Below are 14,207 nucleotides of genomic sequence, written 5' to 3'. Positions count from 1 at the left end.
GTCTCCATAAGGCGAATCGGCAGGGATGCGAATCGAGTCGGGGCTGTTCGAATCAATAACGCGAATCAGGCCGGGGGAAAGGCCGAATCAGCGGTTTTTCTTGACCCAGACCTGGCTATCGATCAGGGATTGCAGATGTCTTGACAGTGCGGTGCGGTCTTCGCCCAAGTCCGAGCTGTCTCTCGCGCCGCCTTTTTCCGACCGATGGCGGGCTTCGGCGGCTTGGCTCAGCCGCCAGGTCAGGCCCTCGTCGGGCAGGCCGTCCATATCCTCCATCGCATCTTCAATCTCGCGGCGCGCGCCCCGGCGGGCTTCCAGCTTGGCCAGTTCCTCGGCCAGGCAGAGGGCGGCAAGCCCGTCATCGTCACGGTTGCGCACCGGGGGGGCGATGGCGACATGGGGACGCGACAGAAGCGCGTCAAGGGCAGCGGGCGCGGATTGTTCGATACGGTGGTGCAGGTCGGGCCAGTCGGCCCCGCTCAGGATCATCTGGCGCAGGGTGTCGTGATCCTCGCCGGTCAGGTCCAGCCGTTCCAGCGCGGATTCAAAGCGGTGGATCAGCGCCGGGTGCAGGATGCAGGTCGCCAGGATCACCGCTTCGCGCAGGATCTCGTCGACCGGCCCCGAGCCTTGTGCAAGAAGCGAGGACCGGGTCGAGGCCAGCGCGCCGCCGGGGGGCGCATACTTGCCGCGACCACGGAAGGGACCGGGCTGGAACGGGCGGGTCTGGCCGGTGCCGAACAGCTCCAGCCGCAGACGCTTCATCTCCTCGGCGTAGTGGCTTCGGATCGAGGCATCGGCGATGCGCGCCAGGTGCCCGCGCAGGGTCTTGTCCAGCGAGGCGCGGCGTTCGGGGCTGTCGAAGATACGGCCTTCGGTCTCGCGCTGCCACAGAAGCTGGACCATCGGTTTCGCCTGGTCGATCACCGCCTGCATCGCCGGCGCCCCTTGCGCTTTCAGCAGGTCGTCCGGGTCCATGCCGCCGGGCAGGATCGCAAAGCGCAGCGCCTTTCCGGCTTCGAGCAGCGGCAGGGCAAGGTCGATCACCCGCTGTGCGGCCTTGAGGCCCGCGTTGTCCCCATCCAGCGCCACGATGGGTTCATCCGCGATGCGCCAGATCATGCGCAACTGCTCTTCGGTGACGGCCGTCCCGAGGGGGGCGATGGCGGCCGTGAACCCGGCCTCGGACAGGGCAATCACGTCCATGTAGCCTTCGGCCACGATCAGAGGCTTGCCCTTGCCCGCCGCCTCGCGCGCGGGGGAATGGTTGAACAGGCTGCGCCCCTTGTCGAAGAGCTCGGTCTCGGGGCCGTTCAGGTACTTTGCCTGCGCATTCGGGTCCAGGCTGCGCCCGCCAAGGCTGATCGGGCGGCCGCGTGCGTCGTTGATCGGAAAGATGATGCGCGCGCGAAAGCGGTCGTAAAGGCTGCCGTCATCGCCCTTGGCGATCAGGCCCGAGGCGACCATCAGGTCGGGTGAGACGCCCTTGGCGGCGAGGGCGTCCTTCAGCGCGTGGCGGCTGTTCGGGGCCCAGCCGATGTCCCAGCGGTCCCAGGCGGCTTCGGTCAACCGGCGTTTCTGGCCAAGGTAGGTCCGCGCCTCGGCCCCGGCGCTGGTCTTCAACTGCAGGCGGTAGAACTTCACCGCCTCGTCCATCACCTGCTGCAGAAGCGTCCGCCGGTCGGCGCGTTCAGCGGCCTTGGGGTCGCGGGCGGGCATCTGCATGCCCCCTTCGCGCGCCAGGATCTCGACCGCTTCCATGAAGCCCAGGTTCTCTGATTCCTTGACGAAGGTGACGGCGTCGCCCTTCGCGTGGCAACCGAAGCAGTAGTAGAACCCCTTGCGGTCATCGACGTGGAAGCTGGCGGATTTTTCCTGATGGAACGGGCAGGGCGCCCAGAAATCGCCCTTTGCCATGTTCGATTTGCGCATGTCCCATGTGACTTTCCGTCCGACAATGGAGGAAAGCGTGACGCGGGTGCGAAGCTCGTCGAGGAATCCGTTCGGCAGGGACATGGGTCCGCTTATATCAGATCGCGCGCGCTGTGCAGCCCCCGGGGGCGCTTCGCCCCCCGGACCCCCAAAGGATACTTGTGGACAGATGAAATCAGCAGGGGGTCAAAGGCCAAGCCGGTCCCGCATCGCATACCAGGTCATCGCGGTAACGAGGAGCGGCCAGCGCAGGGCCGCGCCACCGGGGAAGCGGTGTTGCGGCAAGCTGGCCATCAGGTCAAAGCGCTCCATCCGGCCCGCGGTCGCCTCGGCCATCAGCTTGCCCGCCAGCGTCGCCATCGCGACCCCGTGGCCAGAGTAGCCGGAGGCCGACAGGACGTTCTGGCCAGGACGGGTAAAGCAGGGCATCCGGTTGACGGTGATCGCCAAGGTGCCGCCCCAGGCGTAGTCGATCCGGGTCTTGGCCAGTTGCGGGTAGACCTGCAGCATGGGTTTCGAGACAGTCTTGATGATTTCGGGAAACCGGTAGCCGTAGCTTTCCCCGCCGCCGAAGAGGAGGCGGTTGTCTTCGGAAAGCCGCCAGTAGTTCACGACAAAGCGGGTGTCGGCGACGGCGACGGGTTCGGACAGAAGGTCGCGCGCCGCTTCACCCAATGGTTCAGTTGCGACGATGAAGTTGTTGATCGGCATGACTTTTGCCGAAACCTTGGGGGACAGTTGACCAAGGTAGCCGTTGCCCGCCAGAACGACCGTGGCGCAATCGACATGGCCCGAGGGCGTGCGGACCACGGGGCGGGGTCCGGGTTCCACGCGGTGCACTTCGGACAATTCATGGATGCGCACACCGGCCTTCGCCGCCGCCTGAGCCAAGCCGATGGCGTAGTTCAGCGGATGCAGGTGGCCCGCGTCGCGGTCAATCTCGCCGCCGACATATTCGGTCGATCCGATCAGGCGGCGGATGCCGGTTCGGTCAAGCGATTCAAGGTGCTGGTAGCCATAGTCGCGGCGCAGCTTTTCGGCGTAAGCGTGGGTGTCGCGGACCTCGGCCTCGGACCGGCAGGCGTGGGCGATGCCGGGGTGGAAGGTCACCGGCATGGCGTGGTCGCGGACCAGTGACTTGACCAGGGTCTTGGCCTCTTCGGCCAGGTCCCAAAGGCGGCGCGCATTTTCGCGGCCCACCGCCTTCTCGATCCAGACCTGATCCTGCCGCTGCCCGCTGCCGACTTGCCCACCGTTGCGGCCCGAGGCCCCGAAGCCGACGCGGTGCGCTTCCAGCAGGACCACGTCAAAGCCCTTTTGCGCCAGATGCAGCGCGGCGGACAGGCCGGTGTAGCCGCCGCCCACCACGCAGACGTCAGCCTTCGTCGCGCCTTTCAGGATGGGAAAGCGGTCCAAGGGCGCAGCGGTCGCGGCATAGTAGCTGGCGGGATATTCACCCCGCCGGTCGTTGATGTGCAGCAGGTTCATCAGACGTTGAGCAGGAGATGCTCCCGCTCCCACGGGCTGATGACCTGCAGGAACTCCTTGTATTCGTTCCGCTTGACCGAGTCGTAGACCCTGACGAAGTCCTGGCCCATCACCTCTTTCAGCGCCTCGTCCTCGTCCAGAAGGTCCAGCGCGTCGCCCAGGTTGACCGGGATGTCCTCGCTGTCGATGTAGGCCGAGCCGGTGAATTCCGGCCGTGCCTGCGTCTTTTTCATCAGACCCAGATAGCCGCAGGCAAGCGTCGAGGCGATGCCCAGGTAGGGGTTGCAGTCCATACCGGGCAGGCGGTTTTCCACCCGGCGTCCGGCTGAACTGGAAATCGGGATACGCAAGCCCGTGGTGCGGTTGTCGCGGCCCCATTCCAGGTTGATCGGGGCGGCGAAGTCGGGGACGTAGCGGCGGTAGCTGTTCACATAGGGCGCAAACAGGGCCACGGCCGCGCCAAGATGCTTCTGCAACCCGCCGATGAAGTGCATGAAGGCTTCCGTCTCCACGCCTTTCGGTCCCGCGAAAATGTTCTTCCCGGTCTTCGTGTCCACGACCGAGGTGTGGATATGCATCGCGCTGCCCGGTTCCCCGGCGATGGGCTTGGCCATGAAGGTGGCAAAGCAGTCGTGGCGCAGCGCCGCCTCGCGGATCATGCGCTTGAAGAAGAAGACGTCGTCGGCCAGACGCACCGGGTCGCCGTGGGCGAGGTTAAGCTCGATCTGCCCCGCGCCGCCTTCCTGCAGGATGCCGTCGATCTCCAACCCCTGCGCCTCGGCATAGTCGTAGATGTCGTCGATGACCTTGCCGTATTCATCGACTGCGGACATCGAATAGGCCTGCTTGCCTGCTGCCCGGCGACCGGAGCGGCCCATCGGCGGCAGGATCGGCTGGTTCGGGTCGATGTTGCGGGCGGTCAGGAAGAATTCCATCTCGGGCGCGACAACGGGCCGCCAACCTTGGGCGGCATAAAGGTCGACGATCCGGCGCAGGACGTTGCGGGGGCTGAACGCAATGAGGTTCCCCTGCTGGTCCTTCGCGTCATGGATCACCTGCAGCGTCACATCCGCCGTCCAGGGAGCGGCGGTGGCGGTGGACCAGTCGGGTTCAAGCACCATGTCGGGTTCGGTAAAGGCGTCGAACGGGTTGTCTGCCCATTCGCCGGTGATCGTCTGCAGGAAGATCGAATTCGGCAGGAAATAGCTGGTCTGCTTGCCGAATTTGGCGGCAGGCATCGCCTTGCCCCGCGCCACCCCGGCGATGTCGCCGATGATGCATTCCACTTCGTCTACCCGGCGGTTGCCGATGTAGTCGCGCGCTGCCTCGGGCAGCTGGTCGGTCCATTTGGACATAAGGTCACACGTCTTTGGGGGGTGGCCCCCGCACCGTCAGGCGCGGAGCTTCTCGGCCCCAGTTTTCGTAGGTCGGGTCAGAAAGAATTCCGCGATCCGGTCGGCCATCGAAGGGCTGTCGAGGGCCGTGTCGAGCCTTTGGGTGGCATCGGCAAGAAGCGCGTCGGGGACCAGACCCGGCCCCCGGTGCTGGATCAGCCCCGCCATGAACTCCTTGCGGAATTCGGGGTGGGGCTGGACGGTGAACATGCGGTCGTCGTAAAGCAGCGCCGCGTTGTCGCACATGGCGGTGGAGGCGAGGACCTTCGCCATCTCGGGCTTCTTCACCACCTGGTCCTGGTGCCAGGCGTTCAAGGTATAGCTCTGGTCGCCAAAGTCGTATTCGGTCGGCCCCACCGTCCAGCCGCCTGCATATTTCTCGACCTTCCCACCCATCGCCTGCGCGATGATCTGGTGGCCAAAGCAGATGCCGACGACGGGGACGTGCTGGGCATAGGCCCGGCGGATGAAATCCTCCAGCGGCGGAATCCAGTCATGCGGTTCATAGGCCCCAAAACGCGAGCCGGTGATCAGCCAGCCGTCGCAGTCGTGCACGTCCGCGGGAAAGTCGTTGTGCAGCACCGCCCAGCGACGGAAGGTCAGGCCCTTGCCGGCCAGAAGCGTCTCGAAGAAATCCGGGTAGTCGCCCTGGTCGCGCAGCGCGTCGGGGCTTTCGCCGGTTTGAAGGATGCCGATCTGCATGGGGATGTCCCTGGGCTTCGTCTGCATGAGTTGGGCGCAAGGCCCCCCTTTGGTCAAGGGGGGCAGGCTTACACGGTGTCGAGGTAAAGCTCGACCCGCTCTTCCGGCGACAGTTCCGCGATATAGTGCAGTTCCTGCCGCTTGGTCTGCACCAGGTTGCGGATCAACTCCTTGGGCAGGAAGCGATACAGCGTGTCGGAATGTTCGAACGCGTCGATCGCTGCTTCCCAGGTGGCGGGAATCTGCGGCAGGTCCATCGCATAGGCGTTGCCGGTGACGGCGGGCGGCGGCTCCATCTCGTCCTCAAGGCCGGTGAGGGCGGCACCCAGGATCGCTGCCAGCATCAGGTAGGGGTTCACGTCCCCGCCCGCGACGCGATGCTCGATCCGGCGCGCGGCCGGGTTGCCGGCGGGGATGCGGATTGCCGCGGTGCGGTTCTCATACCCCCAGGAAATCGCGGTCGGCGCGTGCTTGTCGGGCACCAGACGTTCGTAGCTGTTGGAATGGGGTGCAAAGAGCAGCGTGGAATCGTGCATCGCATTCAGGCAGCCTGCGACGGCGTGGCGCAGTTGTGCGGTGCCCTTGGGGCCGCCAGAGTCGAAGATGTTGTCGCCCTTCGCGTCGATCACCGAGAAATGCGTGTGCAGGCCCGAGCCGGAGTATTCGGCATAGGGTTTGGCCATGAAGCTGGCGGCAAAGCCGTGGCGGCGGGCCAGGCCCTTGACCAGCATCTTGAAAAGCCAGGCATCATCGGCGGCCCTGAGCGGGTCGTCGCAGTGCATCAGGTTGACCTCGAACTGGCCAAGACCCGTCTCCGAGGTGGTGGTGTCTGCCGGAATGTCCATCGCTTCACAGGCGTCGTAGAGGTCGGTGAAGAAGGTGTCGAAGGCGTCCAGCGCGCGGATAGACAGCGTCTCGGCCGCCTTGCGGCGCTTGCCGCTGCGCGGGCTTGCGGGAACCTGCATGGTCTTGCCGCTGTCGTCGATCAGGAAGAACTCTAGTTCCATCGCGCAAACCGGGGTCAGGCCCTTTGCCTTGTACCGCTGGACCACAGAGTTCAGCGCGTGGCGCGGGTCGCCTTCATAAGGTGTTCCGTTCTCGCGGAACATCCAGATCGGCAGAAGGGCCGTCGGTGCCTCCAGCCAGGGCATCGGCATGAAGCCGCGCTCGGTGGGTTTCAACACGCCGTCGGCATCGCCCTGTTCAAAGACCAGCGGGCTGTCGTCGATATCCTCGCCCCAGATGTCCAGGTTCAGGACCGAGAAGGGAAAGCGGGTTCCGCTTTTCACCACATTCTCGGCAAATCGGGCGGGGACGCGCTTGCCGCGCGCCTGCCCGTTCAGGTCGACGGCGGCCACACGAATGGTCCGCACGTCGGGGTGCTTTCTCAGCCAGTCCTTCATCATGTCGTCACGAGGTAAAGGCACGACCCCCGCGCCCGCGACCCGAAGGCCGCCCTCTGCGCAGGATGGGACCATGCCCTTGGTCCTTCCCCTGGTTTCGATCTCCTCTCCCACGCGGGCCTTGTTTTCGGCGTTTCCACGGGGTCCGGGCGGGTGCCCGAATAATTTGATCAAAAGTAGCCTACTACCGGATCAACTGCGGACGCAAGCGGATTCTGCTGCGGATGTTCGAAGGCAGGTGCCGGTTCAGGTGCCGGTTCACCCGGCCGTAGAAGAAAGTGACGGCCAGAGTCAGCAGGATGAAATAGAAGGCGACGATGGGATAGGGGATGAACGGGTTGAAGGTCTTGTCGGCGAAATAGTTCGCGTAATAAAGCGCATCGCCCTTCTGCTGGAAGGCCGGGAAGCCGCTGAAGAAGACCAGCGTTGTCGCGTGGAACAGGAAGATCGCCTCGTTCGTGTAGGCGGGCCAGCCCAGCCGCAGCATGGTCGGCCATTCGATACGGATGAACTTCTTCCAGCCGGTCAGGCCATAGGCCTCGGCCGCCTCGAGATCGCCCTTGGGGATCGACTTCAGCGCGCCGTGAAAGATCTCGGCCGAATAGGCGGCGGTGTTCAGGAACAGGACCAGAAGCGCACCGGCCCAGGCCCGCGTGGTCCAGGCGGTGTTGAGATGGATGCCCAGGATGTCCACCCCGCCCTTCGGCAGCAGGACCAGCGCCTCGTAGGCCAGGAAGAACTGAATGAACAAGGGCGAGCCGCGGAAGATGAAGACGAACCACTCGGCCGGCTTGCGGATCAGCGGGTTCCGGGCGGTCCTGGCCAGTGCGACGGCATTGGCCAGGAAGAACCCGGCGATCAGCGCCAGCAGCCCGAAGTAGAGGTTCCAGAGCATCCCCGACCCGATCAGGGTGAACTGCTGGCAGAGCGTGAAGTCCGACCGGGGCAGAAGGTTCTCGCCGATCCCGATGGACCGCAAGCCGTAGGCCTGGATGGTTTCCCAGCAGGTCATGCTCATGCTGCCGTCTCCCGGCTGGGCCAAATTCCTTCGAAGGAATTTGCAAAAGTCTTCGAAGACTTTTGGCCCTTCATGCCCGCGCCCTCCGCAAGGCTTCGCCGCCCGCCGTGGCCTGGCCGTGGCTTAGCTTTTTCGTCAGCCGCGAGATTCCGATCTCGGATATCCTGGTGAAGACCAGATAGAAGACCATCAGCCCGATGAAATACCACAGGCGCCAGTCGCCGTGCGGGTATTCATAGGCCTGGGTCTTGGACCCGCCCAGTTCCCGCGCGTAGTAGACGATGTCCTTGACGCCCAGAAGGAACAGCAGCGGCGTGGCCTTGATCAGGATCATCCAGAGGTTCCCCAGGCCCGGAAGCGCATAGACCCACATCTGCGGGATCAGCACGCGACGGAACACTTGCCCGCGCGACATACCGTAAGCCTCGGCCGTTTCCAATTGCGCCCGCGGCACCGCGTTCATCGCGCCGAAGATCACGTTCGCCACGAAGGCGCCGAAGACGATGGCAAAGGTCACCACCGCCAGCATGAAGCCGTAAGCCTGATGCCAGAAGGCCGAGGATTTCCCCAGCGGGACCTTGGCCTCGGGGCAGACCCGGAACTCCAGCCCCTGCCAGGGCCAGGCGTGGCTTTCGCAGACGATCAGGCTTTTCGAATATTCGATGACCTGGTCCAGCGCGATGACGAAGAAGAGAAAGAAGATGATGTCGGGCACGCCGCGCACCATCCAGATGTAGATCTTGCCCAGCCAGCTGACCGGCGCGAGATGCGACCGGGCGGCGGTTGCGCCCACAAAGCCCATGGCAAGGGCCGCAGGCGCGGTGATGGCCAGCAGCAAGAGGACGGTCAGGAAGGACCAGTAGAACAGGACATGCTTGGCCGAGGTCAGGTAGCAGGCGGCCCAGATCAGGCCCTCGATGGCTTTCGGATCGGCGCAGGCTTCGAACATTCGCGGGTCCCGTCATGAAGGGGGCGGGCCCGAAGGCCCGCCCGGGTCAGGCTCAGCAGCCTTCCTTGCCGTCGTCGCCCCAGGTCTTCGCCTCGGGTCCGAAGTATTCCGGCCGGGCGATCATCGCGTCCAGCGTGCCGTCGCACTTCATCGACTTGATCGCCGCGTCGAACTTGCCGCGCAGGTCGTCGTCGCTGTCGCGGAAGCCAAGGCCCACGCCGCCACCGATCGCCTCTTCGCGTTCAAGCAGGACCAGACTTCCGCCCGATTCATTGGCCATCGGCACCAGATAGTCCTTGTCGGCCAGCACCGCGACCGCTTCGCCGTTCTTGACCGCAGCCACGGTTTCCTCGGGCGTTGCATATTCGACCAGCGTCATCCCGTTCTCGGCCACGAACGAGGCCTGGATCGTGCCGGTCTGCGCCGCGACCGGGCCGGACATCAGGTCGGTGTCCGCCGACAGCGCGAGATAGGCAGACGAGGCCGGGGGAAGATAGCCCTGGCTGAAGTCGATGACTTCCTCGCGCTCGTCGGTGATGCTCATCCCCGCGATGATCACATCGTAGTTGCCGGACTGCAGGTTCGGAATGATCGAATCCCAGTCGTTCGTGACCCACTCGCAGGTCAGGCCCGCGCGGTTGCACAGCTCGTCGCCGAACTCGCGCTCGAAACCGGCGACCTCGCCGGCGTCGTTGATGAAGTTGTAGGGCGGGTAGGCGCCCTCGGTCCCCAGGCGCACGATGTCCTGCGCTTGGGCCGCCCCGGCCATGGTCACCAGGGCGGTCGCGATCAGCAGTCGTTTCATCCTTTGTCTCCCTTAACGTCGGATGGGTTGGTGGTTCATTCGAACCAGCGTGCTTCCAGGCTTGCAAGCGTTCCGTCGCGACGCATCGCGTCGAGGGCGCCATTCAGCGTGTCCAGAAGGTCGGTGTTGCCCTTGCAGACGGCCATTGCCACGCCATCATCCGGGATCATCTCGGAGTAAACATAGTCCAGCCCCTTCGCCGCGACGAAGGCATGTATGTCGGACCGGGTCTGGAACGGACCAAGGGCCAGATCGACCTCGCCCTCTGCCAGCGCAGCCAGCACCTGCGGCTCGGTCGGATACGACGTGTGGCGGTAGCCCATCCGCCGCAGATGCGCCTCATGCACCGTCCCTGACTGCACCCCCACCAGCGCCACCGCTGGCACGGGCGCGCCCGGCGGACCGATGTACCACTCCTCGGGATCGGTGCCGTGATAGGTCTGGCTGAAATCCACCAGCGCCCGGCGGTCGTCCGTCACCGCCATCCCGCCCAGCACCACGTCGAAACGTCCCGACATCACCCCCGGGATCAGCTGGTCAAAGTTCGCCAGTTCCCAGTCGCAACGCAAGGCGGCACGGGTGCAGACCTCGTCCATCAGGTCCTTCTCGAAGCCGGTGATGAGGCCCGTGGCATCAAGGTAAGTGTATTCGGGAAAGGGCGCGTCCGTTCCGATGGTCACCGGCTCGGAGGAGGCCAGGACCAGTCCGGTCACGGCCGCCGCGATCGCGCCCAGGCAGACCATCAGGCCGCCGTCGCCGAGAGGAACCCGCGCAACCGTTCGCTGCGGGGATTGCCGAACAGGCTTTCCGGCGGGCCCTGCTCTTCAATCTTGCCCTTGTGCAGGAAGATCACGTGGTCCGAGCAATCCGCCGCCAGCTTCATGTCATGGGTGACCAGAAGCATCGTCCGCCCCTCGTCGGCCAGCGCCTTGATCACGCGGACGACCTCCTGCTCCAGTTCGGGGTCCAGCGCGCTGGTCGGCTCGTCGAACAAAAGCGCGCGCGGCTCCATGCACAAGGCGCGGGCAATCGCCGCCCGCTGCTGCTGGCCGCCCGACAATTGCGCCGGCCAGGCGTCGGCCTTGTCGCCGATCCCGACCTTGGCCAAATAGTGCCGCGCCTTTTCCTCGACCTCTTTCGGGTCGCGCTTCAGGACGGTGACGGGGGCTTCCATCACGTTCTGCAGGATGGTCAGGTGGGACCACAAGTTGAACTGCTGGAACACCATCGACAGGTTGGTGCGGATGCGGGTTACCTGGTCGCGGTCGGCCGGGTGGCGGTTATGCCCTTCGCCCTTCCAGCGCACGGCCTCGCCTTCAAAGCGGACCTCGCCCTGCTGGCTTTCCTCCAGAAGGTTGCAGCAGCGCAGCAGGGTCGATTTCCCCGACCCGGAGGATCCGATCAGCGACACGACATGCCCGCGCGGCGCGACCAGGTCGACGCCCTTCAGCACCTCGAGCGGACCATAGCTCTTGTGCAGGTCGCGGATCTCGATGACCGGGGTGTCGGCGCTGGGGTCGGGCATGGGGTACACGTCTGAAGCGATTTGGTCAGGCAGTAGGGAGCAGAATTTGCGTCAATGCAACGGCGATTTGGCCGGTTGGCATGCCCTTCGCCGGTGATTTGATCACATTGGCACGGCAATCTGCTCGGGTGCGGGTGGATTGGGCACGGCGAGGTAGTCCGCGACCGGCAGCCGGACGAAGCCTTTCAGACGCAGGGTGTCACGGTGCACCGGGTCCAGCGCCGCGATGGCTTCGCTGACCGCGTCGAAGATCGGTTGCGGGTCGCGCCCTTGCGCGGTGATGTAGGGCAATCCCGGTGTCGGATCGGTCAGGCCGACAACGCGCAGGGCGGCGGCCTCGGGATCGACGGTCTGCAGCAGCGCATGGGTCACCGCATCCAGTGCCGCGATGTCGGCCCGACCCTCGGCCACAGCCTTCGCCGACAGACGGTGTCCCCCGGTCTGGACGACGGGCACCAGCCGGATCCCAAGCCTGGCCGCATGGGTCTGCGGCGCGGCCCAGCCGGATTGCGACAGAGGCTCGTTATAGGCAAACCGCGCTGCGTCGAACTCGACAAGGGTCCGGCGTGGATCGTCCGCGCGGGCCACGAAAACCGACCGGTAATGGCCCGGAGCACAGCCCTCCACCCCGTAGTCCGGCGTCCCGACATAGGTCACCTGACCGTGCAGCCGGGCGCGGAACGGATAGCCGCAGGTCTGCGACAGCAGCAGGTCGGGCGACTGCCATGCATCCCAATAGGCATGTTCACCCCGGATCAAGGCCTCGGGTGCCGCGATCCCGCGACCGCGCAAGCCGGTGCGGATCAACGCCCAGAGCCGGTCGTTCGCGGCCTGCGCCGGCCCGAAGTCGTACATCGCCAGGCTGGCGATCATTCCTGTTCCGCCTTCTGCCGCGCCAGCGCCGAATCCACGTCCGTCAGCCCCAGAAGGCTTGCCACCAGCCGCATCAGCCGATCCTCATGCGCCTCGCGCAGACCATCCGCCAGCGCCACCGACCAAAGCGCGGTCATCAGTTCGGCCCGGTCCTCCAGCGGGACCGCGTCCTTTAGCGCGCGGGTAAAGCGGACGGTGTCCGGTGCCTCGTGCTCCAACTCCTCGGCTTCGGTCCGCAGCTTCGCCGTGGCAAAGGGGTCAAGGCCGTAACGGCGCGACAGAACTCGGTCGATACGCTCCACCTCCTCGACGGCGTAAAGCCCGTCGGTGCGGGCGATGCGGACCAGAAGCGTCGCCAGTGCCAGCTGGGCGTCGGGTTCGGGAAGGCGGGCGGGTTCGGGGGCCAGAAGCCGGCGGAGAAGATCGATCATGCGGTGAACCTAGGGCTTCATTGCAGGCTTGGAAAGTCGGGCAAACCGGGATGTGAGCGCCTGAAGCTCCTCGGCCAGCCCATAAGGCGGGTTGACGACGAAAAGGCCCGACCCTTCCATCCGGTGCCCCTCGCGCACGGGCGGGAAGCGGACCTCGTGGCGCAGACCCTCGGGGAACGCGGTTTCCAGAGCCTTCAGCATCGGGCCATGCGCACCGCCCTTCAGGATTGGATACCACAGGATCAGGATGCCCACGTTCCACTTGCGTTGGATGTTCGCCATGTGGCGGGGGATCGTTTCGTAATCCGCCTTCACCTCGTAGGACGGGTCGATCAGCATCAACCCGCGCCGCGGAGTGGGGGGCGTCAGGGCCAGCGCCAGTTCGAACCCGTCCTGCTGGTGGACATGCGCGCCCCAGTCCTTTGCGACCGCTTTCAGATGGGTGGCCTCCTGGGGATGCAGTTCAGCCAGATGAAGGCTATCCGTCTCGCGCAGCCCCAGCGCCGCGATCAGGGGCGATCCGGGATAGGCCATCGGCCCATAGGTCGCCCGCGCCTCGTCCAGCCGGTGCCGGTAGGGGTGGTCGGGCGGGAACAGCCTCTCGGCCAGCGCGATCCCCGCCGCCGCCTCGCCCGTCTTGACCGCCTCATCGGCCCCCAGGTCATAGACCCCGCGCCCGGCATGGGTCTCGATATAGGTCAGCGGCTTGTCCTTGCGGGTCAGATAATCCAGCACCCAGGCCAGTGCGGCGTGCTTCTGCACGTCGGCCAGGTTTCCGGCATGGTAGAGATGCTGGTAGGAAAGCATGGTCCTGCCTACCCGCCCCGCCGCCCCGCTGCAACCGGGTTGAACCCGCTGCGTTGTAGGCGTAGCACCGGGGAAAACCGATTGGGACAGTCATGGAAATCTTCACCTACGAGGGCATGATCGCCCTGTTGCAGGTCATCGGCATCGACCTGGTGCTTGCCGGCGACAATGCCATCGTGATCGGCCTGGCCGCTGCGGGCCTGCCAAAAGAGCAGCGGGCGAAGGCCATCCTGGTCGGCATCGCGGCCGCCACGATCATGCGCATCGGTTTCGCACTGGTCACCACCCAGCTCCTTGCCATCGTCGGGTTGCTGCTGGCTGGCGGTATCCTGCTGCTTTGGGTCTGCTGGAAGATGTGGCAGGAGCTGCGTGCCGGGGCCCATGAGCATGACATCGAGGCCGTCGAGGCGCTGACGAACGTCGACATCGACAAGGATGGCGCCATCGCGGACGACGCGCCGAGGAAGACCTTCCGGCAGGCTGCGACGCAGATCGTGGTGGCGGATGTGTCGATGTCGCTCGACAACGTGCTGGCCGTGGCGGGGGCGGCGAAAGACCACCCCACCGTGCTGATCATCGGCCTGGTCCTGTCGATCGCGATGATGGGGCTGGCTGCAAGCTATATCGCCAACCTGCTGAACAAGTACCGCTGGATCGCCTACATTGGCCTTCTGATCATCCTCTACGTCGCGCTGAAGATGATGTGGGAGGGCTGGCACGAGGTCGAGCCGGTCCTGCTGGGGGCGCTGGGCTGACCACGGAGGACAGCCTTGCCACACCTAGAAAGATCAATGGCTTGGCTGTGGGCGTTCAGGTGGTGTTTACCAAGGGTCGGGGCCGCAAAGGCCTCGGCCCTTTGCCTTCGGGGTGGGGAAGCCCC

General features: G+C 65.2%; 14 protein-coding genes. 1 reads left to right on the top strand and 13 read right to left on the bottom strand.

The annotated features are described in order from the left end of the window. Positions 1-87 precede the first annotated feature (87 nt). The 13 genes from dnaG to Q8M85_RS06430 form a co-directional block, all read right to left on the bottom strand. Positions 88-2,016 carry a DNA primase gene (dnaG, locus tag Q8M85_RS06490; protein WP_305541823.1) on the bottom strand — a complete coding sequence of 643 codons (1,929 nt, stop codon included), beginning with the start codon at positions 2,014-2,016 and terminating at the stop codon, positions 88-90. Positions 2,017-2,118: 102 nt separating this feature from the next. After that, entirely contained in the window at positions 2,119-3,420 is a 1,302-nt protein-coding gene (locus tag Q8M85_RS06485; RefSeq protein WP_305541820.1) for an FAD-binding oxidoreductase, read from the bottom strand. After that, positions 3,420-4,775: a glutamine synthetase family protein gene (locus Q8M85_RS06480; RefSeq protein ID WP_305541819.1), complete on the bottom strand. Its 1,356-nt coding sequence runs from the start codon at positions 4,773-4,775 to the stop codon at positions 3,420-3,422. Before Q8M85_RS06480 ends, Q8M85_RS06485 begins: the two co-directional genes overlap by 1 nt. A gap of 36 nt (positions 4,776-4,811) precedes the next feature. Continuing rightward, entirely contained in the window at positions 4,812-5,516 is a 705-nt protein-coding gene (locus tag Q8M85_RS06475) for a type 1 glutamine amidotransferase (protein ID WP_305541817.1), read from the bottom strand. 68 nt (positions 5,517-5,584) lie between these two features. Then, the gene (locus tag Q8M85_RS06470; protein WP_305542985.1) at positions 5,585-6,919 is read right to left on the bottom strand and encodes a glutamine synthetase family protein; all 1,335 of its coding nucleotides are present in this window, start codon (positions 6,917-6,919) and stop codon (positions 5,585-5,587) included. Positions 6,920-7,103: 184 nt separating this feature from the next. Continuing rightward, positions 7,104-7,931: an ABC transporter permease gene (locus Q8M85_RS06465; RefSeq protein ID WP_305542982.1), complete on the bottom strand. Its 828-nt coding sequence runs from the start codon at positions 7,929-7,931 to the stop codon at positions 7,104-7,106. Positions 7,932-8,007: 76 nt separating this feature from the next. Beyond that, complete coding sequence (locus Q8M85_RS06460; RefSeq protein WP_305541815.1) at positions 8,008-8,886, bottom strand: ABC transporter permease; 879 nt, start codon at positions 8,884-8,886, stop codon at positions 8,008-8,010. A gap of 52 nt (positions 8,887-8,938) precedes the next feature. After that, on the bottom strand, positions 8,939-9,691 hold the full coding sequence (locus Q8M85_RS06455; protein ID WP_305541814.1) for a transporter substrate-binding domain-containing protein: 753 nt from the start codon (positions 9,689-9,691) through the stop codon (positions 8,939-8,941). A gap of 35 nt (positions 9,692-9,726) precedes the next feature. After that, positions 9,727-10,434 carry a transporter substrate-binding domain-containing protein gene (locus tag Q8M85_RS06450; protein WP_305541812.1) on the bottom strand — a complete coding sequence of 236 codons (708 nt, stop codon included), beginning with the start codon at positions 10,432-10,434 and terminating at the stop codon, positions 9,727-9,729. Then, complete coding sequence (locus Q8M85_RS06445) at positions 10,434-11,216, bottom strand: ABC transporter ATP-binding protein (protein WP_305541811.1); 783 nt, start codon at positions 11,214-11,216, stop codon at positions 10,434-10,436. Before Q8M85_RS06445 ends, Q8M85_RS06450 begins: the two co-directional genes overlap by 1 nt. A gap of 102 nt (positions 11,217-11,318) precedes the next feature. After that, positions 11,319-12,089 carry a phosphate/phosphite/phosphonate ABC transporter substrate-binding protein gene (locus Q8M85_RS06440; RefSeq protein ID WP_305541808.1) on the bottom strand — a complete coding sequence of 257 codons (771 nt, stop codon included), beginning with the start codon at positions 12,087-12,089 and terminating at the stop codon, positions 11,319-11,321. Further along, a complete protein-coding gene (locus tag Q8M85_RS06435) occupies positions 12,086-12,520 on the bottom strand; it encodes a TerB family tellurite resistance protein (protein WP_305541805.1) in 435 nt (144 codons plus the stop codon). The genes Q8M85_RS06440 and Q8M85_RS06435 overlap by 4 nt, the downstream gene beginning before the upstream one ends. A gap of 9 nt (positions 12,521-12,529) precedes the next feature. Next, positions 12,530-13,327 (bottom strand): 23S rRNA (adenine(2030)-N(6))-methyltransferase RlmJ, encoded by a 798-nt coding sequence (locus tag Q8M85_RS06430; protein WP_305541803.1) that lies wholly within the window; start codon positions 13,325-13,327, stop codon positions 12,530-12,532. A 92-nt stretch (positions 13,328-13,419) separates the two neighbouring features. On the opposite strand from Q8M85_RS06430, the gene Q8M85_RS06425 reads away from it, so the two are divergent. Further along, complete coding sequence (locus Q8M85_RS06425) at positions 13,420-14,082, top strand: TerC family protein (RefSeq protein ID WP_305541801.1); 663 nt, start codon at positions 13,420-13,422, stop codon at positions 14,080-14,082. Positions 14,083-14,207 lie beyond the last annotated feature (125 nt).

Origin of the sequence: Tabrizicola sp., from assembly GCF_030694085.1 — a bacterium.
Taxonomy (GTDB): domain Bacteria; phylum Pseudomonadota; class Alphaproteobacteria; order Rhodobacterales; family Rhodobacteraceae; genus Tabrizicola.
Note: the sequence above shows the minus strand (reverse complement) of the source record. Positions and strands in the feature narration are given on the sequence as shown.